Genomic DNA, 24,383 nt, shown 5'->3' on the forward strand with positions numbered 1-24,383 from the left:
GCCGAGTGGGGCTGAGATCCGCCCCCACCTGCGCCGTCTGGTGCGGGCGATCCGGATCAACTGGCCGAACATTCGAATCCTGCTCCGCGGCGATAGCCATTATTGCAACCCGCAGGTCATCGACTGGTGCCGCGCCAACGACGTCGACTTCATCTTTGGCCTCGCGCCCACCACGACCCTGCGCAAGCATGTCGCGGATCTGGAGGCCAGCACGACGGCGCGCTTCGAAGCGTCGGCCAAGACAGGCAAGGTCCGCAGGTTCAAGGAGTTCGTTGACGGCGCCGCTAGTTGGAGCCGCGTCGAGCGCATCATCGCGCGGGTCGAGGCCGGCGCCCAAGGTGGCGATATCCGCTTCGTGGTCACCAACCTTGCCGGTGGGAAGGCCAAGGCGCTCTACGAGGATGTCTACTGCCGGCGCGGCGCGGCCGAGAACCACATCAAGTCGTGGAAGACGCATCTTGCCGCCGACCGCACATCCTGCACCAGAGCGACGGCCAACCAGTTCCGGCTATTCCTGCATGCCGGTGCTTACTGGTTGATGTGGGGCTTGCGGGCCGCGATGCCGAGGCGCTCGAGCTTTGCCGTCGCCCAATTCGACACGCTGCGATTGCGCCTCATCAAAATCGCTGCGCGGGTGGTCGAGATGAAATCGCAAATCCGCCTGCACCTGCCGACATCGTGCCCCGACCAGCGCATCCTGCGCATCGTCCTCGATCGCATCCCCCAACTCGCGACATAACGATGGGGGCAGACGCCCCGAAACGAACCCGTCGACCGCAACCTGCAAACCCCCGCCTGACATCACGACGGAGCAATCCCGGCGCCTGACGAGGCGCGTGGAAAAGCACCGCAACGGCGACCACAACGTCGCTTCAGGCCGTCAAAAGCTTATCGTGTGCATCAAGGCGGCTAGAAGCGCGCCGGCAGCCTGGCGGGGGGCTTGGGGTTAGACTGCCGGCGCACGCCACTCATGAAGAGCGGCCCCTTTTTGCGGTTCCGACACCAATAGTCAACCCGGCAGCGTCTGGATGCCCGCTGTGCTCTTTTCAGAGCGGCTCGCGATGCCGGCCATGTCGGCCGATCCTGCCTAGGATGGGGGGCCACTCTCGTCGGCCGAGTTGATGCTCCAGCCAATATCGCCTTGCCGACCAGCATGGGTTCGCCGTTAGCAATCCATCCTCGCGAGCCAATGCTATCGTGCACGTGTCGCAGCACTCCGGGCGGCTATATCGCCTAAGACAGCATGACGAAGCGTTCCAACTTCCTGTTCGGCGAGCCCGTGTGCAGTTCCTGACTCGGACAGTGGACGAGAATTCTCTTGGCGGTACTGCGCCAGAAGGCATTCGCGTCCAACGGAATCAAGCGACGACTATCAGCCGCAAACGTCACATCACAAGAACGGTCTTCCACCCATTGCAGATTATCCGACTGATCAGGCGGCGTCCGATATGTCCGACTCTGCCTCAAGAATTCCCACAGGTATGGACAGCGATCTCGCTATCCGATTCCGATAGCCCTTATTGTACTTTAGACCCCGCTCGATGTTTTGGATTTCCTGAGCGGCAAGCCCGCACGCGACCGCGAGGTCCTCGATTGAATACCCAAGGTGCTCACGATAAGCGCGGATGATGTGGGTCCCCTGCGACATAGCCGTCAAGACTGGCTCGGGAATGCGCGAATCCTTCATAAACATCTCCAAGAAGATGGGAGCGCCTGACAAATCGGGAGATTTCCTCCCCGACCCTGGCGCACACCCAGCAAATCAAAAAAATGGACGTCCATTCGGCCGGACCGGCCTCATCCATGGAATGGGCCACTTGAAATTGGCAGCCGGGTCGGAATATGGCGGCTCACCTGCTTTTGATCAAGTTCTAAGAACCTGCCCGCCATGAGATGGCCTGATCGGCTGTAGCGCATTCGACCTGCGATCCTACACGACTCATTCTCCCCGATGGCTTTCTTGAACAGCAACTCGAACTCTCACTGACGCCTCCAGTGGCTATTCGCGGCACCGTCCACCCAGCCTCGCGGACGCTGATACCTTCGACCAATTTCCACCGCCGATGCAGCGAAGATGGACAAGCATCGCTACCTATAAAGGTTCACAATCACTCGACCGTGACCGATTTTGCGAGATTGCGCGGCTGGTCTACGTCTGTGCCCATGAAGAGCGCCGTGTGGTAGGCAAGAAGCTGTATCGGCAGCGAGAAGATCATCGGCGCGATAATCTCGTCGACAGCCGGCAACACGAGCGTGTGCATGGTGTTGAGTTTCGATGCGGCTGCCCCTTTTTCATCGGTGATGAGGATAATCCGCCCTCCACGGGCAGCCACTTCCTGCATGTTGGAGACGGTCTTGTCGAAAAAGCGATCATGGGGCGCGATGACGATCACTGGCATGTTGTCGTCGATCAATGCGATCGGACCGTGCTTCAATTCACCCGCCGCATAGCCCTCGGCATGGATGTAGGAAATCTCCTTGAGCTTCAGCGCACCTTCCATCGCTAGCGGGAAACTGGTGCCACGGCCGAGATACAGGACGTCACGACACTTTGACAGTTCGCGCGACAGGAACTCGATCTCCGGCTGGATGCTGTTGAGTACCTGGCCCATGACGCGCGGCACTTCGGCGAGGCTCCTGACGAGCGCCTGCAGCTCGTCTTCGGTTACGGTCCCGCGGGCTCTGGCGGCGCCGATGGCGAGTGCGGCTAGAACCGCAAGCTGGCAGGTAAACGCCTTGGTGGAGGCGACGCCAATCTCCGGTCCGGCAAGGATCGGGAAGACCGCATCGGCCTCCCGAGCGATGGTCGATTCGCAGGCATTGACGATAGCGCCAATTTTCAGCCCACGCTCCTTGCAGTACCTCAACGATGCGAGCGTATCAGCGGTTTCGCCGGACTGCGAAATGAAAAGAGCCGCGGACTGCGGCGACAACGGGATCTCGCGGTAACGGAATTCGGACGCAACGTCGATTTCAACCGTCAGGCGCGCAAAGCGCTCGAACCAGTATTTTCCGATCAGTCCGGCGAGATAGGCGGTCCCGCAGGCCGAGATCGCCAAGCTCGGGATCCTGGCGAAATCGATGCCAGAAACCGTGTCGGCGCGATTCTCTATGATGTTGCTATAGTGACGGAGAGCATGGGCGATGACTTCGGGCTGCTCGTAGATTTCCTTCTCCATGAAGTGGCGATGAGTGCCCTTGTTGGCCAGATCGGCCGCGGCCGTGGAGGTATGGCGCGGACGCTCGACGGGATGGCCGTCGAAATCGAAGATATGGGCGCCCGAATTGCCGACAACGGCCCAGTCGCCCTCGATGAGATAGGTAATTTCATTGGTGAAGGGAGCGAGCGCGATCGCGTCGGAGCCCAGGAACATCTCGCCGTCGCCGTGACCGATCGCCAGCGGTGGTCCGTTGCGCGCCGCCATGATGGTCGACGGATCATCTTCGAAGAGGACGGCAAGCGCATAGGCGCCCCTGACGCGTTTCAGCATGGCACGCATCGCCTCTTGCCGCCTCATGCCCTCCCGGCGGTGTCTTGCCAAGAGATGCGCGACGACCTCGGTGTCGGTGTCAGTCTGGAACTCGGCGCCAGCCGCCGCCAATTCGTCCTTCAGCTCGGTGAAATTCTCGATGATCCCGTTATGGACGACGGCGACACCGTCGGTAAAGTGCGGGTGCGCATTGCGTTCCGTCGAGGCCCCATGGGTTGCCCAACGCGTGTGGCCGATGCCGATGTTGCCGCTCAGCGGCTCTTCCTTCAGTCTCCTCTCGAGATTGACGAGCTTGCCCTCGGCGCGCCGGCGGTGCAAGGCACCTTCGGTGATCGTCGCAACGCCGGCGGAATCATAGCCGCGATATTCCAAACGCTTCAATGCGTCGACCAACCGATCCGACACCGGCTGTTGCCCAACGATGCCAACAATCCCGCACATGTTCGTCTTCCCATTCTTGCCGGCAGCTTCAGCCTACGCGAGACGGATACCCATCCGGCCGCTTTCATTGGGGGATCTTGTAGTAGTATTCGGTAATATTGGTACAATTGATTGTAGGGATAACTATCATCCACCCCATGGATGAGCCCCTGATCTAAACTTCTCGTTGCGCCTGACGCCCTCATGACCGAACGCAAGCCCACACCCCGCGGCACGAAGGAACAATCGGCCATGCGCGACCATCCCGGCTACGCACCTGACACGAAGCGCCGCCGCTCGTGATCACGCGGTGATCGGCATGATCACAAGCACTGTAGTTAGGCAGCATCAGCGACGCATGATCGGCATCATCATCATCGGCAGCGTCGGCGCCGTCGGCATGATTCACGTGTTCGTCACGTTGATCATAATCATCGTCGCCGCCGATCAAGTTTAATGCCTGCCGCTGTTGACGCGGCTTTCGCCGGTAGAGTTTAGCCCGCGATGGCCTGTCAATACGCTGTTGGTCGGCATGGCCGAAACCGAGAGTCAGGCGGCACAGGCCACAGAGCACGTTCAGCGACCGTTTCAGTCAGCGCCGGCTTTGTCGGGGTTCGTAACGTCATCAGGATTCTCGGGGCATGAATGCACTATCACGAAAACGTTGGTTCTCAGTGCTTCGTCCGTATTACTCAAACCCGATTCCCGCTGCGGAAGAACTAGGCGCGTGTCACGTCTTGTACAAGGCACAATAGCAGTGAGAAATGGAGATTGATGCCTGCGCGTTTTCGAATAAGACAATCACCAAGCTGTCACCCGAATTACATCAGGAACTGTCTATAGCCGCCGCCCATCAGGTAGCGGCCACGTTGGATGGCGCGACGCACCTGATCGCGAAGATGGCTACCTGGATGAGACCAATCTTCTTCGACACGGCGTCTCCCGAACACGGCAATGGCGATCTCCTGATGAGATGCTCCCGCAAGCGAGCCATCCAAAGCCTGGAGCACGATACGCAGACGCGCTCCGCGGGGTTCCGGCGGAAAGCAAGCAGCTGCCAGGCGGCCGCAACCATTGATGTCGTTCAGGAACTGAAGGGCAGCGACATGGAACTTCAGGTGCTGCGGCTGCACGATCGCGTCGACATATAGCCGCAACGGGCGGAGAACGGATGCACCGGAAAGGGCGATCTGCAGACTCCGGCAGTCCTCCCTCAGCAGCACGTGCTGCACGCCGGCAGGTGTCAGCAGGATGTCCTTGCAGCATGAGAGCGAAGAGAGATCAAGCGGTTCAAAATCGTGGTCGAGCCCAACCGGCTCCGCGGCCGCTCGTAGGATACGGGCGCAGTCGCGCGGATCCCAAAAGACCCTTGCCGACGTAGCGTCCGACTGTGGCGCGTCCGCGAAAAAGGAGGCTCCATTGTCTTAGGAAAGATGATCCTGTCGTCAACTCGATTATCTTCATGTCGGCCTGGGCTCCGACAATGCAGGCGGACGGTGCCATTTTGGCGTGGTCGCGCTGGAATTGTGGATTGCGCCGAAGAAACTCCCAGGCCCAGGCAGTGCGCGGCAATCGTCTGGCGTAGTGGTAAGCTTCGTGACGACGCCAGTCCGGCCAGCATTCAAGACCGACCGTCGCTTCCTTGGGCAGACCAGCATCCTTCACGGCTCAGGTGTCCACAATGCCGACGGGCCTAGAACCGGTTGCCACAGTACCGGTCCGCTCAGACGTCCCCTGCTGCGGATGCGCAAAAGGCTCGCGCGGGAAATCTCGAGAAACCCGGCCACCGCCTCCGTTTTGCCGACGGACTTGGGTTGTCCGATGCGCGACAATGGCCACGTCGCGAGGCGAAGGATCCGTTCCATGCGCGTGTCCGTCACCGTTACTATCCGGGTCAGATCCTTGGCCAAGCCGAACTCGATCATGCCCGCGAAGAGCTCGTAGGTTGCCTGGGCCAGTCCGCCCGCTGCCTTGGGCGCCGACGGAGGAAGATCGAGCGCGAAACGACTGCTCTCCCATATGTCGGCAGTCGAGGGCACGACGTCAGCACCCAGCAGCACCGGGAACGTGTCGCGCAACATTGTGGGTCCGGTGCTGGGCAAAAGACGCACGCAACCGCGAATTCGCCAGTCGGATCCCTTGAGGAGCAGATAGACAGGCTTCAGACCATCAAACGGGTCTGTTTCCATCTGGTCTTCGGTATCAACTTCCCAATCGAGCCTTTCCTTGAACACCCGAAACCTGAGCCCGTGCATCTCTTTGAGCTCGCTTGCGAACTCGTCGTAAAGGTCTGGTGTTATCAGCTGCATCATGGTCGCCTCCGTGCGGGATGTGTTCCCGCCATCGAAGGGCAAAGCCGGCAGCGATGCAGCCTGTAGAGGTTTACAGCTATCGTGGCCGACGAATCAGGATCTCGCCTGGCCGGAGGCAGCCAGTCGTGCAACGGCCTGGTTGATCGTCCGAACGCCAAGCTTTGCCTTGGCGTTTTCCAGATGAAAGGTCACGGTGCGCTTTGAGACGCCGAGAAGCTGGCTGATAACCCAAGCCGACTTGCCGCGCGCCGCCCATTTCAGGCACTCGAACTCCCGCGGGGTGAGCGTTACACCATCCACCACGCGATCGTCGGCGAGCCTGCGCCGGACATGGATATGAAAGTTGATGGCCACCAGCTGCAATGCTTTTTCGTAACGTGTCAGTGACCGCAACAGAGGCGGGCGGGACTCGTCGGAAGCAAAGGTCAGGGCAGCAAACCGGCCGCGATGATCATGCATGGATATCGTCAGGCCGCCGCGGATGCCAAACTCCGCCGCACTCTCCAGAATTTGTTGCTGCGAATTCGGCAGACAGTGCCGAGCGCGATCCACACCCCAATCGAAGGTATCCCAGCCTTGCAGCCCGCGCAGGATGACCGGATCAAGACTGTGGTACCGCTGTTGCAGATAACGTGATGTCCAGGATGAAGGATAGTTTGAGATCAATTGCGGGGCGTCGCCGGGGGCCGACGGGTAAGTGAAATAGGCGAATAGCGGAAAATCGAAGCCGGCTGCAGCGGATGCCATTGCCTCACGGAGATCGGCAGCATCAACACTTGCAGACAGTTGCTCGACGAAGTTCTCAAACACGCGATGCATTTGCGCTTTGCGTAACCTCCGTGATCGCTCGATGCCAGGCAGAGACCTTGTTTTAAACGATCCCGGACGGATACAGCGCGTGCCGAGAACCCCGTTAATCTGTTGAAACCCGTGATATTCTGACGTTGTCTATGAGCCGTGTGCCGCCGAGCCAGGCCCCGACAAGCAAGCGTGCAGGTCGGTCAAGGCTTGTCATGGGTCGCAGATCTGCCTCGTCGCGAAGTTCCAGGTATTCGACCTCGCGATAGCCCGCAGCCAGAATTGCTGCGCGCGCTTCGGCAAGCGTTGGCAGGACGGGCGAGCCGCGGGCAAGCCGCTCAGCCGTCTCGAGCAAGACCGATGATAGCTCGGGGGCAACAGCACGCTCTGCTTGCGAGAGCCGGACATTGCGCGATGATAGTGCAAGACCGTCGGCTTCGCGGACTGTCGGACAAGGAACAATGGTGATTGGAATATCCAGGTCCCGGGCCATACGCCTGACTAGCTGAAGCTGCTGAAAGTCCTTTTCGCCAAAGAAGCCGAAGTCAGCGCTGGTCTGCAGGAAGAGCTTGGCGACGACGGTCGCCACGCCATCGAAATGTCCCGGCCGGAAGGCACCGCACAGGCCCTCGCTGACACCGGACACCGAAACGGTCGTGGCGAAGGCCGCCGGATACATCTCCTCTGCGTCCGGCGCATAAAGCAGGTGCGCGCCAAGCGGTGCCAGCTTGGCGGCATCCTCGTCCTCGGTGCTCGGATACGCGGCGAGATCGGCCTGGCTGTTGAATTGCTTCGGGTTGACGAAGAGCGTCACGATCACCCGGTCGGCCTTCACGAGTGCCGCGCGCACCAGGCTGAGATGGCCCTCATGGAGGACGCCCATCGTTGGCACGACGGCAATCCTCAGGCCCTCGCGGCGCCATGCGGCGACGATTTGGCGAAGCTGGGCAACGCTCCTGACAATCGGCACGCTCACGCTGCTTCTCCGCTCTTGGTGGCGTCCCCGTCGGCGGGCTTGGGCGCATCGGCAAACACGTGCTCGGCGGCCGGAAACTGGCGCTCCTTCACTTCCCGCGCATAGGCCGCGATCGCAGCCGCAGCAGCCTCCCCCAGTTCAGCATAGCGCTTGACGAATTTGGGCCGGAAGTCGCCGAAGAGGCCCAGCATGTCGTCGACGACGAGAATCTGGCCGTCACAGGCGGCCGAGGCACCGATGCCAATGGTCGGGGTCGCCACCTCCCCGGTGATCCGGCGGGCGAGCGCCTCGGGAACCTTCTCCAGCACGACCGCAAAGGCGCCCGCTTCGCTCACCGCAAGCGCGTCGCGCCTGATGCGCTCGGCATCCCCGCCTCTGCCCTGCACGCGGTAGCCACCGATGGTGTTGATCGCCTGCGGCGTCAAGCCGACATGGGCCATGACCGGCACGCCGCGCGCGGCGAGGAAGCCGATCGTCTCTGCCATCGTTTCGCCGCCTTCGAGCTTGACGGCCGCGCAGCCGGTCTCGGCCATGACGCGCGCGGCATTGCGGAAAGCCTGCTCGGGGCTTTCCTCGAAGGAACCGAACGGCAGGTCGACGACCATCAGCGCCTGCTCGAGGCCACGGCGCACGGCCTGGCCGTGCGTGATCATCATCTCCAGCGTCACACCGAGCGTCGAGGGCAGGCCGTGGAGAACCATGCCGACGCTGTCGCCGACCAGCACCACATCGCAATGGGGATCGACAAGCCGGGCGACTGGCGTCGTGTAGGCGGTAAGGCAGACGAGCGGCGTCCCACCTTTGCGCGAACGAATATCCGGCGGTGTGATCGCCTTGGTGTCACCAAACGCACTCAATGGACCCTCCTTCCCCAACGTTACCAACCGCGGGTGTCGCGTTTGCCACATTTTTGTGCAAGTGCGAAGAGCTAAAAATGGCCGTGCAGCTGTGCGGTGTTGACGTGCGGACAGGCGCGCTTACACTTAAATCGATTCAGGCGCCCCCGAGCTGGCCAACCACTTTCGCGAACATGGACGATCAGGCAAAAGGACCCAGGAAAGACAGAGCCGCCGTCAAGGCCGACGAAGTCAAAGTGGACCTGATCGCCTTTGTCGTCGCCGTAAACGACAGTGAACCCTGTGTGCTCACCATCGGCCAGGCGGACACCCTTCCCTCCGGACCATTTGCGCTTGAGCACCGATCGCTGCAATCCGGTTTGAGGGGGTGGGTCGAGCAGCAGACCGGCCATCCGCTGGGGTATATTGAGCAACTCTACACCTTCGCGGATCGGGATCGCATCGGCGCCGAGCGCCAGCAGCGCGTCATCTCCATCAGCTATCTCGCATTGACCCGCAAGGAACAGGCAGCTGGCTCGCCCAAGTGCGGCTGGCAGAGCTGGTATGAATATTTTCCATGGGAGGACCACCGCTCCGGCACGCCTCCGGTCGTGCTGGACGTTCTGCGACCGCGCCTGATTGAATGGGCAGACGGCGTCAGCGACGCGGCCACGCGACGTGAACGCTGGCAGCGGGCGACGATAGCCTTCGGCTTCGACGACCGCCTTTGGAACGAGGAACTCACGCTTCAACGCTATGAGTTAGTCTACGAAGCAGGCCTGGTCCAAGAGGCCGGAAGCGGACGGGACGCGACGCTGCCTCCGCTGGTGCCCAGCAAGTCTATGGTCGCCGATCATCGCCGCATCGTGGCGACCGGCATTGCGCGGCTGCGCTCCAAGATCAAATACCGGCCGGTCGTCTTTGAGCTGATGCCGCCGGTCTTCACGCTTTTGCAGCTGCAGCGAACCGTGGAGGCGCTTGCCGGCAGGCTCGTGCGTAAGCCGAACTTTCGCCGGCTGATCGAGCAGCAGGAGCTGGTCGAAGAGACCGGAGAGGCAACCGCGGAGACCGGCGGCCGGCCAGCGAAGCTTTACCGGTTCCGCCACGCCGTTCTCGACGAGAGGGTCATCGCCGGGACAAAATTGCCGCTGGCGCGGGGTTGACATCGCTTATACTCACAGCAAGTATATGCTGGTTATTTTCAACTAGAGTATAAGCTGGAGGGGTCGATGAGCGCCGTGCTGCCTGCGACCGCGTTTCTCTACGAGCGCGTCCGACGAGTGATCCCGCCGATCGAATGGCCGGCTTTCGTCGAGGATATCGAGGCGATCCTTGCACTGAAGCGCGAGCGCAACGCCATCATCCTGGCGCACAACTATCAGACCCCCGAGATCTTCCATTGCGTGGCCGACATCGTCGGCGACAGCTTGGCACTGGCCCGCACGGCTGCGACGATCGAGGCGCAAGTCATCGTGCTGGCCGGCGTACATTTCATGGCCGAAACGGCCAAGCTGCTCAATCCGCAAAAGACGGTGCTCATTCCCGACCTGCGGGCAGGCTGTTCGTTGGCGGAATCGATCACGGCAGAAGACGTGCGCTTGATGCGCCAGCGTTATCCCGGCGTGCCGATCATCACTTATGTCAACACGTCGGCCGAAGTGAAAGCCGAGTCGGATATCTGCTGTACATCCGGCAACGCCAAGGCGGTCGTCCAATCCCTTGGCGTTCCCCAGGTGATCATGTTGCCGGACGAATATCTGGCCCAGAATATCGCCGCCCAGACCGATGTGCAGATCATCGCCTGGAAAGGGCATTGCGAGGTGCATGAGCGCTTTACACCGGCCGACATCCGCGAGTTGCGCGAAAGCCATCCCGGCGTGATCGTGCTCGCGCATCCCGAATGCCCGCCCGACGTCGTGGCTGAAGCAGATTTTTCCGGCTCGACCGCTGCCATGTCCGACTATGTCGAAAGGCAAAGGCCGGCACGTGTCGTGCTGATGACGGAATGTTCGATGAGCGACAACGTCGCGTTAGCGCACCCAGAGGTCGAGTTCATCCGGCCCTGCAATTTGTGCCCGCACATGAAGCGGATCACGCTTGCCAACATCCGCATGGCGCTCGAGCAGAACCACCATATCGTAACCATCGAACCCGGGATCGCCGGGCGCGCGCGGCTTGCGGTCGAACGGATGCTGGCAATTTGAGCGCCGATGTCCGCAGCATCTTCGGGCGGCCGATCATCATCGGCGGCGGCATCGCCGGACTGATGACCGCGCTTCAACTGGCGCCGGAGCCGGTGCTGCTTCTGTCCAGGACGCTGCTGGGAGCTGACAATTCGAGCACGTGGGCACAGGGTGGTCTGGCTGCAAGTTTCGGCGAAGACGACGATCCGGAACTGCACCTGGCCGATACGCTTGCCGCCGGGGATGGTCTCTGCGACACAGACGTGGCGAGCCGCATCCTCCAAGCTGCGCCCAAGGCGATAGAGGGGCTTGCGGGCTTTGGGGTTCCCTTCGACCGTACGTCGAAAGGATCACTGTGCCTCGGATTGGAGGCCGCACACAGCCGACGTCGCATCGTTCATGCGCATGGTGACGGCACCGGGCGTGAGATCATGCGTGCCCTGATCGCGGCTGTGCGTTCCACTCCGTCGATTGTTGTCGTGGAGGGCGTGGAAGCGCGCCGACTGGCGGTGCGAGAGAATGCGATCCGAGGCGTCTGGGCGAGCGGTTCGATAGGACCTGTCTTCTTCGGCTCACGGCGGGTCGTCCTCGCCACCGGTGGGATCGGGGGACTGTTTCTCGACACCACCAATCCTTCGGGCAGTTGCGGACAGGGCCTGGCGCTTGCGGCCCGCGCTGGAGCTGTCCTTGCCGACCTCGAGTTCATCCAGTTCCACCCGACCGCGCTTGACGGCCCGGAACGCCCTATGGCGCTGGTCAGCGAGGCCGTCCGCGGCGAAGGTGCTGCCCTGATCGACGAAACCGGCCAGGCTTTTCTCCAGAGCGTGTCAGGGGCGGAACTTGCGCCTCGTGATGTCTTGGCGCGCGCCGTCTGGAACCATCTTGCCAACGGCCACCGTGTTTTTCTCGACGCGCGGCAACGGCCTGGCCCGGAATTTGCTCGACACTTCCCGACAATCGCATCAGCCTGTCGTGGAGCCGGCATCAATCCCGCGCGCGATCTCATCCCCATTCGTCCGGCCCAACACTACCACATGGGTGGCGTTGCCGTGGACGGCTCCGGTAGGACCTCCGTCAAGGGGCTGTGGGCCTGCGGCGAAGTCGCTTCGACAGGACTGCATGGCGCCAACAGGCTCGCCAGCAATTCCTTGACCGAGGCCGTCGTGTGCGCGCGCTGGGTCGCTGAAAGTGTCGCCGGAACGCCTGCTCCCAGAACAAAGCCTGCGTTTGCGGACGTTTACCCATCGCCCGCGCCGACACCCGTGCGTGTTTTCCTGTCGCGCGCACTCGGCATCGTCCGGGATGGTGAAGGTTTGAAAGCAGCCGCATATGCCTTGTTGCCGCTCGCCGAAAGCAAGGACGCGGCCTCGGATCCGGCGGCTGTCGGGCTAATGATCGCGGTTGCCGCCCTGTTGCGCGAAGAAAGCCGCGGCGCTCATTACCGGACAGACTTTCCTCATCATGCGACTGTCGCCCGACGGTCCGAAATCACCCTCGAAGCCGCCTTGGCCGCTGCGCGGGAACTCGGACACTCGCCAAGCCTCGAAGGGGCAAAGTGATGACGCTCTCACCGCTTCCCACGGTCATGCTTGAGCCGCTTGTAAGGGCAGCTCTTCTTGAAGACCTTGGCAGAGCCGGCGACTTGACCACGGAGGCCATCGTGCCGAAGGCACACCAAGCGGGAACCGTGCTGGCGGCGCGCCAGTCCGGAGTTGTCGCCGGCCTCGATCTGGCGATGCTCGCTTTCCGCTTGATTGATCCTGATGTCGAAATTTCGGTGGAGCGGGCAGACGGCTGCAATGTCATGGATGGAGAGGTCATTGCATCAGTGGTTGGCCCTGCCCGGGCCATTCTCACAGCCGAACGGACGGCACTCAATTTTTTGTGCCATCTGAGCGGCATCGCTACAGCAACGGCATCGATCGTCGCTGCGGTTCGTGGATATGGCGCGAAGATCGTCTGCACGCGCAAGACGACGCCCGGATTGCGGGCAGTCGAAAAATATGCCGTGCGCGCAGGGGGCGGATCCAATCACCGCTTCGGCCTCGACGACGCAATTCTGATCAAGGACAACCACATCGCCATCGCAGGCGGCGTTCGCCCGGCGCTCGAGCGAGCACGAAGACGGGCCGGTCATCTCGTCAAGATCGAAGTCGAGGTCGATACGCTGGCCCAGTTGGAGGAGGTACTTGGCTTCGCTCCCGATGCGGTTCTGCTCGACAACATGTCCCTCGCCGATCTTCGCCGCGCCGTCGCAATCGTTGGCGGCCGTGCTATCACCGAGGCTTCTGGCGGGATCGCATCCGATACAGCGCGAGCGATTGCCGCGACCGGCGTTGATCTGATTTCGGTCGGCCGACTGACCCACAGCGCGCCGATCCTGGATATCGGCCTCGACTATTGGGGCTCATGATTGCCTGAGGAACGGACAGGATCGAATCAACTGTCCTTTCCGATCGTCATCAATCAGACAGCAAAGCAAGGCAGAACCGGAGGAACAGCATGGACATGCAAACAGCCAGTCCAACGCAGACATCGCCACAGGCTCAATCCCCTGACCCTGGAGCGTGGACCCTGGAAAAGGCTCGGGCACTTCACGATGCCCCCTTCAACAATCTCCTCTTCCTCGCGCAAACCGTGCACCGCCAGAATTTCGATCCCAACAAGGTCCAGCTCAGCCGGCTGCTCAGCATCAAGACGGGCGGATGCCCGGAGGATTGCGGCTATTGTAGCCAGTCGGCGCATCACGAGACCGGCCTGAAGGCGTCGAAGCTGATGGAGGTCCGGCGCGTCGTCGCCGAGGCGACCAAGGCGCGTGACGCGGGCGCCACCCGCTATTGCATGGGTGCGGCCTGGCGAAACCCCAAAGCGCGCGACATGGATGCGGTAGTGGCCATGGTCGAAGGCGTCAAGGCGCTCGGTATGGAGACCTGCATGACGCTCGGCATGCTCGATCTTGAGCAAGCCTCTCGTCTGAAACAGGCGGGCCTCGACTACTACAACCACAACATCGATACGTCGGAACGCTACTATAGCGAGATCATCAGCACGCGGAGCGTTGCCGAGCGGCTCGAGACGCTCGAGCACGTTCGCCAATCCGGCATCAAGGTCTGCTGCGGCGGCATTGTCGGCATGGGCGAGGAGCCGGTGGACCGGATCGGCATGCTGGTGACGCTGGCCAACCTGCCGGAACATCCGCAAAGCGTTCCGATCAACATGCTGATCCCGATCGCCGGCACCCCGCTTGCCGACGCCAAGCCCATCGAGCCGATCGAATTCGTGCGCGTGATCGCGCTGGCGCGCATCATGATGCCGAAATCGCATGTCCGACTTTCGGCCGGCCGCACCGCCATGACCGACGAGATGCAGGCACTGTGCTTTTTTGCCGGCGCCAACTCGATCTTCGTCGGCGACACGCTGCTGACGGCGGACAATCCCGGTGAGGACAAGGATACATTGCTCTTCCGGCGCCTCGGCATCGAGCCGATGGAATTCGAGGCGCAATGAACGGGGCAACGCTTGCCCGCTATGACGCGACCTTGCAGGGACTGGCGCGCAAGGACCGGCTGCGGACGCTGAAGCCGCGCGCCGGGCTCGACTTCTCGTCGAACGACTATCTCGGGCTTGCCGCCTCCAAAAGACTTGGCGAAGCGGTTGCGGCGGCGATTGCGCGGGGCACGCCGGTTGGCGCCACCGGGTCGCGGCTGTTGCGCGGCAATGCACCGGAACACGAGCAGCTCGAGGCAGACGCGGCGGCATTCTTTGGAGCCGACCGCGCGCTGTTCTTCGGCAGCGGCTACATCGCCAACTTCGCTCTGCTGACGGCGCTGCCGCAGAAGGGCGACCTTTTGATCCTCGACGAACTCGCCCATGCCAGCATGCATGAGGGGGCACAGGCCGGACGTGCACAGTTCGTGCTGGCCGCGCACAACGACGCCAACGCTGTCGAGGATGCGATCACGCGTTGGCGCGCCGAAGGCGGCATGGGGCGCGTGTGGATCGTGGTCGAAAGCCTATACAGCATGGATGGCGACCGCGCGCCTTTGAAGAGCCTGGCCGCGCTTGCCGATCGGCACAACGCATTCATCATCGTTGACGAGGCGCATGCCACCGGCGTCTGGGGACCGGACGGCCGGGGGCTGGCCGCCGCTTTCGAGGGCCGCGACAACATCGTCGCGCTCCACACCTGCGGCAAGGCGCTCGGCGCATGTGGTGGGCTCGTGACCGGGCCGAGGACACTGTGCGAGTATCTGATCAACCGTTGCCGGCCATTCATCTACGCCACCGCGCCATCGCCGCTGATGGCGGTCGCGGCCCGCGAAGCGCTCGCAATGCTCGCCGACGAGCCTATGCGCCGTGTTCAGCTGCATGAACGCGTTGCCCTCGCAGGCCGCCAACTGGCCGATCGCTGCGGCGTGATACCAAGCGGCTCGCAGATCCAGCCAGTTGTCATCGGCGACGTCAGCCGCACCATGGCAGTGGCGGCGCGCCTGCAGGGCCGCGGCTTCGACATACGCGGCATTCGTCCGCCGACCGTGCCCGAGGGCACGTCGCGGCTGCGCATCTCACTGACGCTCAATATCGGCGAAGCCGACATTTCCGCCATGGTCGAGGCGCTCGTCGAGGTGTTGGCCCAGACATGACCAGAGGCGACATGGCCAAGCGCATCGTCATCACCGGAACAGACACCGGAATTGGCAAGACGGTGTTTTCGGCCGGGCTTGCCGGCCTGCTTGACGGTTTCTACTGGAAGCCGGTGCAATCGGGCCTCGACGGCGAGACCGACAGCGAGGCGGTTGCGCGACTTGCCGGGCTGCCGTCGGGGCGCGTGCTGCCGGAAGCCTACCGCTTGAAGAGCCCGCTTTCGCCGCATCGTTCGGCCGAAATCGACGACGTTTCGATCGAGGCTGCCGATCTTTCGTTTCCCGTCCTGCCGACGCCGCTGGTCATCGAGGGCGCCGGCGGGCTGATGGTGCCGCTGAACCGCCGGACAAGGTTCATCGACATATTCGAGCAATGGCAGTTGCCGGTCATTCTGTGCGCCCGCACCGCGCTCGGAACAATCAATCACACCCTACTGTCGATCGAGGCCCTGCGGGCGCGCGCTATCCCGCTGGCTGGCATCGCCTTCATCGGCGATGAGATGACCGATACGCAACGGACGATCGTGGAATTCGGCGACGTGCCGCAACTCGGCAGGCTGCCGCACCTCGATCCGCTGACGGACAAAACGCTGAGACAAGCGATGATTGCCGGCTTCGACCTCGCTTTGATTGCCGGAGACGAATGATGTCGCAATCCCGTGTGTGGCATCCCTTCACCCAGCACGCGCTCGAGCCGGCGATCCCTGAAATCGTCCTGACGGAAGGCGCCTATCTCCACAAAGCCAATGGCGCGCGCATTCTGGACGCCATTTCCTCCTGGTGGGTCGTTACACATGGCCACCGCCATCCCCGCATTATGAAGGCGATCGAGACGACCGCCTCGAGCCTCGACCAGATCATCTTCGCAGGTTTCACGCACGAGCCGGCCGAACGCCTGGCCAAGGCGCTTGTCGGCCTCGCTCCCGCCGGCCTCGACCGGGTGTTCTATTCCGACAGCGGCTCGACCGCCGTCGAAGTCGCGCTGAAGATGGCGCTCGGCTATTTCCGCAACATCGGCGCGCCGCGCTCGCGCATCGTGGTCATGGAGCACAGCTATCATGGCGACACCATTGGCACCATGAGCGTCGGTGCCCGCGGTGTGTTCAACGCCGCCTACGAACCCTTGCTGTTCGAGGTCGACACCATTCCCTTCCCTGCCGCCGGGCGCGAACAGGAAACGCTGGATCGTTTCGAGGCCATCAGCCGCGACCGGCGCGCCGCCGCGCTGATCGTCGAACCGCTGGTGCTTGGCGCCGGCGGCATGCTGATGTATCCGGCATCGGTTCTGTCCGAATTGAAGAGGATCACTGAGGCCTCGGGCACGCTGCTGATCGCCGACGAGGTGATGACCGGGTGGGGGCGTACCGGAACCATGTTCGCCTGCGAGCAGGCGAACATCTCTCCGGACATGCTGTGCACCTCGAAGGGCCTGACCGGTGGCGCAATCCCGCTGGCCGCCACGCTTGCCACGGATGCCATCTTCCACGCTCATTATTCGGCGGATCGCAAGAATACGTTTTTCCACTCGAGTTCCTACACGGCCAATCCGATTGCCTGCGCGGCAGCACTCGCCAATGTCGAGATCTGGCGTGACGAGCCGGTGGCCGAGCGGATTGCCACCCTGAGCGCGAGGCAGGCCGCCGGCCTTCGGCGCTTTCGCGACAATGCCAACTTCACCGACAGCCGGGCGATCGGCACGATCCTGGCTCTCGACCTGCGCGCCGGCTCTGCCGGCTATCTGGCCGAGATTGGACCTAAGCTGCGCGCGTTCTTCCTCGACCGTGGGCTGCTTGTGCGCCCGCTCGGCAATGTCCTTTATCTCCTGCCGCCCTATTGCATCACCGGCGACGAGCTCGATCGGCTCCATGACGCCATCGAGGAGACCGGCGAACGTTTCGGTTCGAGGCCATGAGCAGGTCGTCGCGCCTTCTCGGGTTTGGCCATCATGCGCCTGGGCGAAAGGTGGCGAATGCCGAAATCGAGAACAATCTCGGCCTCGAACCGGGCTGGATCGAGCGGCGTACTGGAATCCGGTCGCGCTTCTGGGCAACGGACGAAGACACGCTGTCTGGTCTTGCTGCCCAGGCCGGCGCCATGGCGCTGGCCAGCGCCGGCATTGCGCGCCACGACATCGGTCTGCTGCTGCTTGCCACCTCGACGCCCGATCACCTCCTGCCGCCCAGCGCGCCCCTGGTCGCACATCGGCTGGGGCTCGGCCGCGCCGGCGCGATCGATCTCACCGGCGCCTGCGCCGGCTTCATCTATGCGCTGATGTTTGCGGACGGGTTCACCCGCCTGCACGGCAAAGCGAGCCTTGTTATCGCCGCCAATATCCTCAGCCGCCGCATCAATCCCTCTGAGCGCGCCAGCGCCGTGCTGTTTGCCGATGCCGCCGGCGCCCTCGTGATCGGTCCGTGCGAGGATACTGATCGGGGGATTCTCGGTGCCTCCGTGGATTCGGACGGCTCGCGATACGGGCTGATCCAGATTCCCGCAGGAGGAAGCAACAAGCCGTTCCACGGTGACCTCGACCTCGCGCAAACGCGAATGACGATAACCGACGGCCGCGAAGTATTCGCCAAAGCCGTCGAGATGATGACCGATTGCTCGATAAGCGCGCTAGCCGCTGCCGGAGTGCGACCACAGGATGTCGACCGGTTCGTGCCGCATCAGGCCAATGCTCGCATTTTCGATGCGGTCGGACGAAACCTCGGCGTTGCCGATCACCTGATCGTCAAAACGATCGCCGAATATGGCAACTCTTCCGCCGCGACGATCCCGCTCTCACTGTCACTCGCCAATCAAGCGGAGCCGTTTCGGCCGGGCGAGAAAATACTCCTGGCGGCGGCAGGTGCGGGACTCAGCGGCGGGGCGCTCGTCGTCGGGATTTAGCATAGCGAAGCTGCTCAACATCAGGACTGGCTCCGTGAGATGAATAGGACAACGGGACCAATGCGAAAAATAGTCGCCGGCAAGCTGCACGGCATCCACGTCACCGAAGCAAACCTCAACTACCACGGTTCGATAACGCTCGACCCTGACCACTGCGAAGAAGCCGGGATCCTTGCCAATGGATTCGTGGAGACATGGAGCAAGACTTCCGGCGCGCGGATTTCGACCTATGTCATTCTGGGCAAACGCGGCTCGCGATGCTGCATCCTCAACGGAGCGGCCGCCCCCACCTGCCAGCCAGACGACCAGATCATTGTCTGCAACTCCATCTACCTTGACGAAGCGCATATCACCTCGCTGAAGCCGCGGGTCGTTACGTTCGTCATCAACAATGTCGTCGGCTTCTCGCCGATGGCAATACGCTGACGCGGACGGCGTTGACGATTACATCGGCAGGGGCGCTTCAGCAGAACTTTCGCCGGTTGATGGAGCAGCAGGAACTGGTGGAGGAGACCGGCGAAAGTGCTTTTGATACCGGCGGCCGGCCGGCGAAGCTTTATCGCTTCCGCCACCATGTCCTCGACGAAACGGCGGTCGCCCGGACAAAATTGCCGCTGGCGCGGGCTTGACATCCTTTATACTCAACGTAGAAATATACCCTTATAATCAATTCGATTATAACGAGAAATTCATTCGCACCGTCCGAACCTACGGTCTCGCTCGGGAAGCCCGTATGAGTGGATCGAAGTGATCTTGGAAATGAAACGCCCGAGGACGGGCTTTCAACCTTTGTCGTGAAGGAGGTGCCGCGCGAGTGGGCCAATGCCTTGCGGCAACGGTGAAGGCTGTATACCGCCAGTAAACACGTGCGTCAAAGTCGCCGTCGAATGTACAGTTCGTCCAAATGTGCGATACGTTCGATTTGTGCAAGTAACAATGGAAAAGTGTTGCATAAAAGAAACGTCTAATCATATAAAGCTGGCAAGCTAAACTTTAAACTTGCACAAATGAGCATCGCGGATAGCGTCCCACTGTGAAGCGTGCACTGCGATGTGCGTCTGTTTCGATCGTGGGGGGGGGCAAGACGGTCGTCAATTGATGTTCTTCCCTTTTTTATTGAGAGGCAAAAGTTGAAGCCGCAAGACGGCTGCTAGGTTGCGCGCATACGAAAACGCAACACATCGCCGTCCCCCCAACTTCATGTCTTCAACGCTCTTTCGGAGGCTTGCTGAGGGAATGCTATTGGGAAAGCCAGATATGTCCGCGTCGAGTGATCTTGGGGATGAAAAGCGCCAGACCGAGCTTTCAAGCTTTGTCATGAGGGAGGTGCAGCGCATTCTTGCTCAATGCGATGAGGCGAAGCAGGGTGACAAGGCTGCTGTTGCGCCTTCTGGTTCTCCTTCCAACGAATTGACCGTCGTGGCCGCCGAATTTCTTGGTAGGCTCGAGGCCGAAGCAGCGCGACGGCTAAACGCCCAGGCGGGTGAGATCGCTTCGCGACCACGGGCAGCCGATCATCCGCTCGGGCATCCGGTTCTGAAAGATTGCCCGAGAGAAGGCGCGCGCATTGCAGAATGGGCCGGTCCAGTTGCGGGGTCGACGCATCTCGAGAGACGTTTTGGAATACCGCGGTCCACTTTGTATTGGTGGCAGCAACACAATGATGTGGTTGCCTTTCGGAGAGGCTCCCGTAAGCATGTATTTCCCCTAGCTCAATTCATCGACGGCAGGCCTATGCCCGGAATCAGGCAGGTCCTTTCCTCGATCTCCGATCCCAGACTGGCTTGGCTGTGGCTGATCAGCCCCTCGCCTCTTCTCAAGGGTCGCGTCCCTATCGAATTGCTCAGAGAAGGTATGAACACAGAAGTTGTTACATCCGCCGCCCAGGCTGTTTCTCTGATTGAATCTATCTGACAATTGGCCGGATGCCGATGGCTGTCCGCGCATTATGTAAGTGCGCACAAGCAGATGTACCAATTGTGCGATTTGTGCAAATGTATAGCTGTTCAATTTGTGCAAGTAATACAATAGATTTAGTGGCAATAATGCAACGGATACTTCTATATATGGTTGGCAGACGGAATTTGAACTTGCACTAATTCGCTCAGCGAATAGCGTTCGAGCCGGGAAGGATGCATCGCGATGCGCATCTTTTTCGATCGTGGGGACAGGGAGCGGTTCGTCCATCGACGTCCTCGCCCTTTTCAAATCATTGAATGGAGATCAATTATGAACATCAAGAGCCTTCTTCTCGGCTCAGCTGCGGCTCTGATCGCAGTTTCCGGCGCCCGCGCCGCCGACGCGGTGACCGTCGCCGAGCCGGAACCGGCTGAATACGTCAAGATCTGCGACGTGTACGGCTCGGGCTACTTCTACATCCCCGGCACCGAAACCTGCCTGCGCATCGGCGGCTATGTCCGTTACGACATCAGCGCTGGCGACGTTGGCTCCTACGACGGGGCGCGGACCCACGACGTCCAAGACGGCAGCGACCAGGGCACCTGGCGCAAGAACGCCCGCTTTGACCTAAGGACTTGGACCGGCCAGGAAACCGAACTCGGTACTTTGAAGACATACACCGAGACCAAATTCAATTTCGGTAACCGCAACGCCTATTCGGGTCCCGACAGTCCCCAGAACTATGCCTTCAACAGGGGCATCACACTGAACTTCGCCTGGATCCAACTCGGTGGCCTTCGCGTCGGCAAGGACGAATCGGCCTTCGATACGTTTATCGGCTATGCCGGCAACGTCCTCAACGATACGCTCGTTCCCTACGGCGATTTCGACACCAACGTCGTGCAGTACTACTTCGACGCCGGCAATGGCTTCTCCGCCGTGGTATCGCTCGAAGAGGGTTCTGGCGTCGTCGGCACGATCGACAGCTACGTTCCGCATCTTGTCGGCGGCGTGAAGTACACGCAGGGCTGGGGCGCCATCACCGGCGTGATCGCCTACGACAGCAACTACGAAGAGGTAGCCGGCAAGGTCCGCTTGGATGTGAACGCCACCAACGAACTGTCGCTGTTCATTATGGCTGGCTATGGGACCGACGACAACCTAACCGATGGGACCTACGCTATTCCTGCCGGCGGTCGCGGCTTCTACAAGCAGTGGGGTGGCAACTGGGCCGTCTGGGGCGGCGGCACCTACAAGTTCAACGAGAAGACCTCTTTCAACCTTCAGGCGGCGTATGACGAGTGGAAGAACCTCGGCATTGCCGCCAATGTCGCCTACGATATCGTTCCTGGTCTGACGATCACGGCCGAAGTCGACTATCTCCACGCTGGCAAGTTCGGGGATGTGGACTTCTCTAACTGGACCAATGCCGACAAGAAGAACAGCGTCGGCGGTCTGCTCCGCTTCCAGCGCTCGTTCTGAGGATTGAAGAGCCCGTTGCCGCGTTCGGAGCGCTAACTGCGAGCCTAATTTGCGGCCGAACCATTGTGGTGAGGCTTGTAGAGGTTTTCGGCGAATTGCTTGATCACGGACCTCCAATCCGAGCATTTCGTCGATGAGAAGGGCGCCCTGTTCCCGGGCGCCCTTTTTTTAAGGGTTATCATCAGACTCTCTCCCGGGGGAATTGTGGGTAAGAAACAACGCATCGTCCTGCAGGCAGCTGTTTTGGCGTCTGCCTTTGGCTTTTTTTGCTGATCCTGATCCTGCAGATGGTCAGTTTTTTGGTTGACTAGGCACGCGCAAGCGGGATGAATCGCGCAGAGACACGCGGAAGTTTTTTTCGCCAGCGAAACCCCGACGACCTGATGGGGAGTCACGCCAGCAGGGTGGGGCGCCACGTCCAGTGCCACCGACCATGCGAGATGCCGATCGTTGGCGCGTCTGTCAGTTCGCGCGGCCATATTCATTCTGGTGCCGATCTGTTGCCTTTTCTGCTTTTCCCATGCGTTTTAGGCCGAGCCATTTGTGAAGCGGGCGGTCAATGGATCTGCGCCTCGCGATTGCATGCCGTTGCCTGGTTGATCTGGGCGGCATAATCCGAGAGCGAACGCTGCAACCGCGGTTCGAATTGCGCGAAGTTGAACCGGACTTCATCCGCCGTCAGGAACTGGTGGGTTGCGCCGGGAAAGCCGGCGACCATCACAAGGTCGCCTTCCTTGACGCCTTCACAGGCTACAGTAGCCAACTCTTCGGCCGGTAAGGCACATTGTCGCGCGCATATGGCCGGGAGGAACCATCAGGAGCGACATAGGCGCGATAAAAGCCGAAGTCGCCTGTGTGGCGCGGCCACATCCAATTGTCCGTTTCGCCGCCGAAGGTTACCCATGCCGAGCGCGGGCGCATAGACAAGGCGCACGTCCTCGATTTCGAGCTTCTGCTGGAGATAGTAGGAGGCGCCGCCATAATAGGCCCCTACGTCGCAGCGGCAATTGGGCTGTCCTTCACATGCGGCGATCAGGGCCTTGCGGTTCGTGGCGAGCCGCTCATAGCGGGCAAACTCATTCAGCTTGTCCGAGACGCCCTTGAGCATTTCGGCGGTCACATCCCGCACGTCCTCGATCACATAGATTCGGCTGCCTGGCGCCGCGGGCAATTCTTCACCCAGGGCTCTTCGCCAGAAAGCCGTCTGTGAGATAGTCCTGGCCCTCCTTGCTGTGGTATTGGATGGATTCGAACACGCAGTGATGATTGGTTGCGACCAGCCCTTGTGGACTGACGAACGAGGCGGAGCATCCGCCCAGTGATACGATCGCGTTGAGCGGGTCAGCGTCCAGACGGCCCAGGTGGGCGGGATCGATCTGGAGCCCATCCGCGCGCATGGCCGCGCCCACTTCCGCAGTCTGGCCCGGCATCCACATACCTTCGTCCGCCGACGTAGCCGTGACCGTCCAGAGCAAGGCGATGGCAGTTGCTTTGGCCAAACATTTCAAATTCGAGTTCATGCTGACTGTCGCTGTCATCTTGCCTCCTGTTCTCCGCAGATTGGATTGGTGACTATCGGGATGGCCGGAGTCCTGGCGCCCGCGCGGCGGCCAAACACCGTAAGACCGAGTGGACCCGTTAACCGCAAGAGTCCTGATGGCGCTCACCTCTCATATTTGTCGCGCGCCAACGTTTGCGGATCACCCGCTGCACCGATCGTGCCAAATGAATAAGGCTTCAGTTACAAATGGTGAGCCTCCCCATCCATGTCCTATCTCCGACGTCTTTCACGTAAAAGGCTCGGTGCTTCCACGCTCGTTTGCTCTTCGCCCGTCCCTCTTCCGTCTTGACTAGCAGGAGCCTACGGCCTATCTCACTGCCGCGTTAGCACTCGCTTCTGGTGAGTGCTAACCACGCTCCGGCAACGGAGAACCGTTCAACATCCGCACCAGGGAAATCCAAAAATGGCAAAGTCGAATTTCCGGCCACTGCATGACCGCGTGGTCGTTCGCCGCGTCGAGTCCGAAGCGAAGACCGCCGGCGGGATCATCATCCCCGATACGGCTAAGGAAAAGCCGCAGGAAGGCGAGATCATCGCCATCGGTTCCGGCGCCCGTGACGAGGTCGGCAAGCTCGTCCCGCTGGACGTCAAGGCCGGCGACCGCATCCTGTTCGGCAAGTGGTCGGGCACCGAAGTCAAGCTCAACGGCGAAGACCTTCTGATCATGAAGGAAGCGGACATCATGGGCGTCATCGGCTGACACGCCCGCCGCCTTTCATCCGCACCATCCAATCTGAATTTCGGGCGAAATGCCCAGGAGTAAAAAATGGCTGCCAAAGACGTAAAATTCTCCCGTGACGCTCGTGAGCGCATGCTGCGCGGCGTCAACATCCTCGCCGACGCGGTGAAGGTCACGCTCGGCCCCAAGGGCCGCAACGTCGTCATCGACA

At 61.2% G+C, this 24,383-nt stretch carries 24 protein-coding genes and 3 pseudogenes; 16 read left to right on the forward strand and 11 right to left on the reverse strand.

Annotated features, from left to right (window positions below):
• Positions 1 to 739: IS1380 family transposase (locus NKJ20_RS30765; protein WP_352749250.1), on the forward strand; the 739-nt coding region annotated here is incomplete at its 5' end.
• A gap of 693 nt (positions 740 to 1,432) precedes the next feature.
• On the opposite strand, the gene NKJ20_RS30770 is transcribed toward NKJ20_RS30765, so the two are convergent.
• Together NKJ20_RS30770 and glmS are read right to left on the reverse strand one after the other, a co-directional pair.
• On the reverse strand, positions 1,433 to 1,693 hold the full coding sequence (locus NKJ20_RS30770; protein ID WP_352496595.1) for a helix-turn-helix domain-containing protein: 261 nt from the start codon (positions 1,691 to 1,693) through the stop codon (positions 1,433 to 1,435).
• A 415-nt stretch (positions 1,694 to 2,108) separates the two neighbouring features.
• Entirely contained in the window at positions 2,109 to 3,932 is a 1,824-nt protein-coding gene (gene glmS / locus NKJ20_RS30775) for a glutamine--fructose-6-phosphate transaminase (isomerizing) (RefSeq protein WP_352749251.1), read from the reverse strand.
• Between the two features lie 298 nt (positions 3,933 to 4,230).
• Between glmS and NKJ20_RS30780 the strand changes: the two genes are divergently transcribed.
• Entirely contained in the window at positions 4,231 to 4,368 is a 138-nt protein-coding gene (locus tag NKJ20_RS30780) for a hypothetical protein (RefSeq protein WP_352749254.1), read from the forward strand.
• 364 nt (positions 4,369 to 4,732) lie between these two features.
• On the opposite strand, the gene NKJ20_RS30785 is transcribed toward NKJ20_RS30780, so the two are convergent.
• The 6 genes from NKJ20_RS30785 to panB form a co-directional block, all read right to left on the reverse strand.
• Positions 4,733 to 5,143: a DUF2285 domain-containing protein gene (locus NKJ20_RS30785; RefSeq protein WP_352749255.1), complete on the reverse strand. Its 411-nt coding sequence runs from the start codon at positions 5,141 to 5,143 to the stop codon at positions 4,733 to 4,735.
• A 58-nt stretch (positions 5,144 to 5,201) separates the two neighbouring features.
• Complete coding sequence (locus NKJ20_RS30790) at positions 5,202 to 5,576, reverse strand: transcriptional regulator domain-containing protein (RefSeq protein WP_352572089.1); 375 nt, start codon at positions 5,574 to 5,576, stop codon at positions 5,202 to 5,204.
• Complete coding sequence (locus NKJ20_RS30795) at positions 5,573 to 6,223, reverse strand: acyl-homoserine-lactone synthase (RefSeq protein WP_352749258.1); 651 nt, start codon at positions 6,221 to 6,223, stop codon at positions 5,573 to 5,575. The genes NKJ20_RS30790 and NKJ20_RS30795 overlap by 4 nt, the downstream gene beginning before the upstream one ends.
• A 93-nt stretch (positions 6,224 to 6,316) precedes the next feature.
• Positions 6,317 to 7,042 (reverse strand): LuxR family transcriptional regulator, encoded by a 726-nt coding sequence (locus tag NKJ20_RS30800; RefSeq protein WP_352474702.1) that lies wholly within the window; start codon positions 7,040 to 7,042, stop codon positions 6,317 to 6,319.
• 94 nt (positions 7,043 to 7,136) lie between these two features.
• Positions 7,137 to 7,997: a pantoate--beta-alanine ligase gene (panC, locus tag NKJ20_RS30805; RefSeq protein WP_352749260.1), complete on the reverse strand. Its 861-nt coding sequence runs from the start codon at positions 7,995 to 7,997 to the stop codon at positions 7,137 to 7,139.
• The gene (gene panB / locus NKJ20_RS30810; RefSeq protein WP_352458526.1) at positions 7,994 to 8,854 is read right to left on the reverse strand and encodes a 3-methyl-2-oxobutanoate hydroxymethyltransferase; all 861 of its coding nucleotides are present in this window, start codon (positions 8,852 to 8,854) and stop codon (positions 7,994 to 7,996) included. Before panB ends, panC begins: the two co-directional genes overlap by 4 nt.
• 173 nt (positions 8,855 to 9,027) lie before the next feature.
• On the opposite strand from panB, the gene NKJ20_RS30815 reads away from it, so the two are divergent.
• The 13 genes and pseudogenes from NKJ20_RS30815 to NKJ20_RS30875 all read left to right on the forward strand — a co-directional run bounded on the left by NKJ20_RS30815 (position 9,028) and on the right by NKJ20_RS30875 (position 21,932).
• Complete coding sequence (locus NKJ20_RS30815) at positions 9,028 to 9,996, forward strand: NUDIX hydrolase (protein ID WP_023722073.1); 969 nt, start codon at positions 9,028 to 9,030, stop codon at positions 9,994 to 9,996.
• A gap of 66 nt (positions 9,997 to 10,062) precedes the next feature.
• Positions 10,063 to 11,037, forward strand: a complete 975-nt coding sequence (nadA, locus tag NKJ20_RS30820; protein ID WP_352610560.1) for a quinolinate synthase NadA — start codon at positions 10,063 to 10,065, stop codon at positions 11,035 to 11,037.
• Entirely contained in the window at positions 11,034 to 12,575 is a 1,542-nt protein-coding gene (locus tag NKJ20_RS30825; protein WP_352749262.1) for an L-aspartate oxidase, read from the forward strand. The genes nadA and NKJ20_RS30825 overlap by 4 nt, the downstream gene beginning before the upstream one ends.
• A complete protein-coding gene (gene nadC, locus NKJ20_RS30830) occupies positions 12,575 to 13,429 on the forward strand; it encodes a carboxylating nicotinate-nucleotide diphosphorylase (protein WP_352458523.1) in 855 nt (284 codons plus the stop codon). The genes NKJ20_RS30825 and nadC overlap by 1 nt, the downstream gene beginning before the upstream one ends.
• Positions 13,430 to 13,524: 95 nt before the next feature.
• Positions 13,525 to 14,523 (forward strand): biotin synthase BioB, encoded by a 999-nt coding sequence (gene bioB, locus NKJ20_RS30835; RefSeq protein ID WP_352749275.1) that lies wholly within the window; start codon positions 13,525 to 13,527, stop codon positions 14,521 to 14,523.
• On the forward strand, positions 14,520 to 15,659 hold the full coding sequence (locus tag NKJ20_RS30840; RefSeq protein ID WP_352749264.1) for an 8-amino-7-oxononanoate synthase: 1,140 nt from the start codon (positions 14,520 to 14,522) through the stop codon (positions 15,657 to 15,659). Before bioB ends, NKJ20_RS30840 begins: the two co-directional genes overlap by 4 nt.
• Positions 15,660 to 15,670: 11 nt before the next feature.
• The gene (gene bioD, locus NKJ20_RS30845; RefSeq protein WP_352749277.1) at positions 15,671 to 16,306 is read left to right on the forward strand and encodes a dethiobiotin synthase; all 636 of its coding nucleotides are present in this window, start codon (positions 15,671 to 15,673) and stop codon (positions 16,304 to 16,306) included.
• Positions 16,306 to 17,571 carry an adenosylmethionine--8-amino-7-oxononanoate transaminase gene (locus NKJ20_RS30850; RefSeq protein ID WP_352749267.1) on the forward strand — a complete coding sequence of 422 codons (1,266 nt, stop codon included), beginning with the start codon at positions 16,306 to 16,308 and terminating at the stop codon, positions 17,569 to 17,571. Before bioD ends, NKJ20_RS30850 begins: the two co-directional genes overlap by 1 nt.
• The gene (bioZ, locus tag NKJ20_RS30855) at positions 17,568 to 18,551 is read left to right on the forward strand and encodes a 3-oxopimeloyl-[acyl-carrier-protein] synthase BioZ (RefSeq protein ID WP_352749269.1); all 984 of its coding nucleotides are present in this window, start codon (positions 17,568 to 17,570) and stop codon (positions 18,549 to 18,551) included. The genes NKJ20_RS30850 and bioZ overlap by 4 nt, the downstream gene beginning before the upstream one ends.
• Positions 18,552 to 18,611: 60 nt before the next feature.
• Positions 18,612 to 18,944, forward strand: a pseudogene (locus NKJ20_RS30860) (aspartate 1-decarboxylase); the annotation flags it as partial.
• 8 nt (positions 18,945 to 18,952) lie between these two features.
• Positions 18,953 to 19,180 (forward strand): annotated as a pseudogene (locus NKJ20_RS30865) (NrtR DNA-binding winged helix domain-containing protein); the annotation flags it as partial.
• Between the two features lie 628 nt (positions 19,181 to 19,808).
• Positions 19,809 to 20,465, forward strand: coding sequence for an antitoxin Xre/MbcA/ParS-like domain-containing protein (locus NKJ20_RS30870; RefSeq protein ID WP_352596149.1), 657 nt, complete (start codon positions 19,809 to 19,811; stop codon positions 20,463 to 20,465).
• Between the two features lie 315 nt (positions 20,466 to 20,780).
• The gene (locus tag NKJ20_RS30875) at positions 20,781 to 21,932 is read left to right on the forward strand and encodes a porin (protein WP_352749279.1); all 1,152 of its coding nucleotides are present in this window, start codon (positions 20,781 to 20,783) and stop codon (positions 21,930 to 21,932) included.
• A 556-nt stretch (positions 21,933 to 22,488) separates the two neighbouring features.
• On the opposite strand, the pseudogene NKJ20_RS30880 reads toward NKJ20_RS30875, so the two are convergent.
• From NKJ20_RS30880 to NKJ20_RS30890, 3 genes and pseudogenes are all read right to left on the reverse strand, one after another.
• Positions 22,489 to 22,853: pseudogene (locus NKJ20_RS30880) on the reverse strand (S46 family peptidase).
• Complete coding sequence (locus tag NKJ20_RS30885; protein WP_352749281.1) at positions 22,747 to 23,073, reverse strand: S46 family peptidase; 327 nt, start codon at positions 23,071 to 23,073, stop codon at positions 22,747 to 22,749. Before NKJ20_RS30885 ends, NKJ20_RS30880 begins: the two are co-directional and overlap by 107 nt.
• A 34-nt stretch (positions 23,074 to 23,107) precedes the next feature.
• Positions 23,108 to 23,470, reverse strand: a complete 363-nt coding sequence (locus tag NKJ20_RS30890) for a S46 family peptidase (RefSeq protein ID WP_352749272.1) — start codon at positions 23,468 to 23,470, stop codon at positions 23,108 to 23,110.
• Positions 23,471 to 23,896: 426 nt separating this feature from the next.
• On the opposite strand from NKJ20_RS30890, the gene groES reads away from it, so the two are divergent.
• On the forward strand, positions 23,897 to 24,193 hold the full coding sequence (groES, locus tag NKJ20_RS30895) for a co-chaperone GroES (protein WP_352453535.1): 297 nt from the start codon (positions 23,897 to 23,899) through the stop codon (positions 24,191 to 24,193).
• Positions 24,194 to 24,383: the final 190 nt, after the last annotated feature.

The organism is Mesorhizobium sp. M0185, from assembly GCF_040322175.1.
Taxonomy (GTDB): domain Bacteria; phylum Pseudomonadota; class Alphaproteobacteria; order Rhizobiales; family Rhizobiaceae; genus Mesorhizobium.

What these genes read in the sequence shown, in the direction of transcription:
- NKJ20_RS30770 (WP_352496595.1), bottom strand. Translation starts at nt 1,693, where the DNA reads ATGTTTATGAAGGATTCGCGCATTCCCGAGCCAGTCTTGACGGCTATG.
- glmS (WP_352749251.1), bottom strand. Translation starts at nt 3,932, where the DNA reads ATGTGCGGGATTGTTGGCATCGTTGGGCAACAGCCGGTGTCGGATCGG.
- NKJ20_RS30780 (WP_352749254.1), top strand. Translation starts at nt 4,231, where the DNA reads ATGATCACAAGCACTGTAGTTAGGCAGCATCAGCGACGCATGATCGGC.
- NKJ20_RS30795 (WP_352749258.1), bottom strand. Translation starts at nt 6,223, where the DNA reads ATGATGCAGCTGATAACACCAGACCTTTACGACGAGTTCGCAAGCGAG.
- NKJ20_RS30800 (WP_352474702.1), bottom strand. Translation starts at nt 7,042, where the DNA reads ATGCATCGCGTGTTTGAGAACTTCGTCGAGCAACTGTCTGCAAGTGTT.
- NKJ20_RS30815 (WP_023722073.1), top strand. Translation starts at nt 9,028, where the DNA reads ATGGACGATCAGGCAAAAGGACCCAGGAAAGACAGAGCCGCCGTCAAG.
- nadA (WP_352610560.1), top strand. Translation starts at nt 10,063, where the DNA reads ATGAGCGCCGTGCTGCCTGCGACCGCGTTTCTCTACGAGCGCGTCCGA.
- nadC (WP_352458523.1), top strand. Translation starts at nt 12,575, where the DNA reads ATGACGCTCTCACCGCTTCCCACGGTCATGCTTGAGCCGCTTGTAAGG.
- bioB (WP_352749275.1), top strand. Translation starts at nt 13,525, where the DNA reads ATGCAAACAGCCAGTCCAACGCAGACATCGCCACAGGCTCAATCCCCT.
- NKJ20_RS30840 (WP_352749264.1), top strand. Translation starts at nt 14,520, where the DNA reads ATGAACGGGGCAACGCTTGCCCGCTATGACGCGACCTTGCAGGGACTG.
- bioD (WP_352749277.1), top strand. Translation starts at nt 15,671, where the DNA reads ATGGCCAAGCGCATCGTCATCACCGGAACAGACACCGGAATTGGCAAG.
- NKJ20_RS30850 (WP_352749267.1), top strand. Translation starts at nt 16,306, where the DNA reads ATGTCGCAATCCCGTGTGTGGCATCCCTTCACCCAGCACGCGCTCGAG.
- bioZ (WP_352749269.1), top strand. Translation starts at nt 17,568, where the DNA reads ATGAGCAGGTCGTCGCGCCTTCTCGGGTTTGGCCATCATGCGCCTGGG.
- NKJ20_RS30870 (WP_352596149.1), top strand. Translation starts at nt 19,809, where the DNA reads ATGTCCGCGTCGAGTGATCTTGGGGATGAAAAGCGCCAGACCGAGCTT.
- NKJ20_RS30875 (WP_352749279.1), top strand. Translation starts at nt 20,781, where the DNA reads ATGAACATCAAGAGCCTTCTTCTCGGCTCAGCTGCGGCTCTGATCGCA.
- NKJ20_RS30890 (WP_352749272.1), bottom strand. Translation starts at nt 23,470, where the DNA reads ATGACAGCGACAGTCAGCATGAACTCGAATTTGAAATGTTTGGCCAAA.
- groES (WP_352453535.1), top strand. Translation starts at nt 23,897, where the DNA reads ATGGCAAAGTCGAATTTCCGGCCACTGCATGACCGCGTGGTCGTTCGC.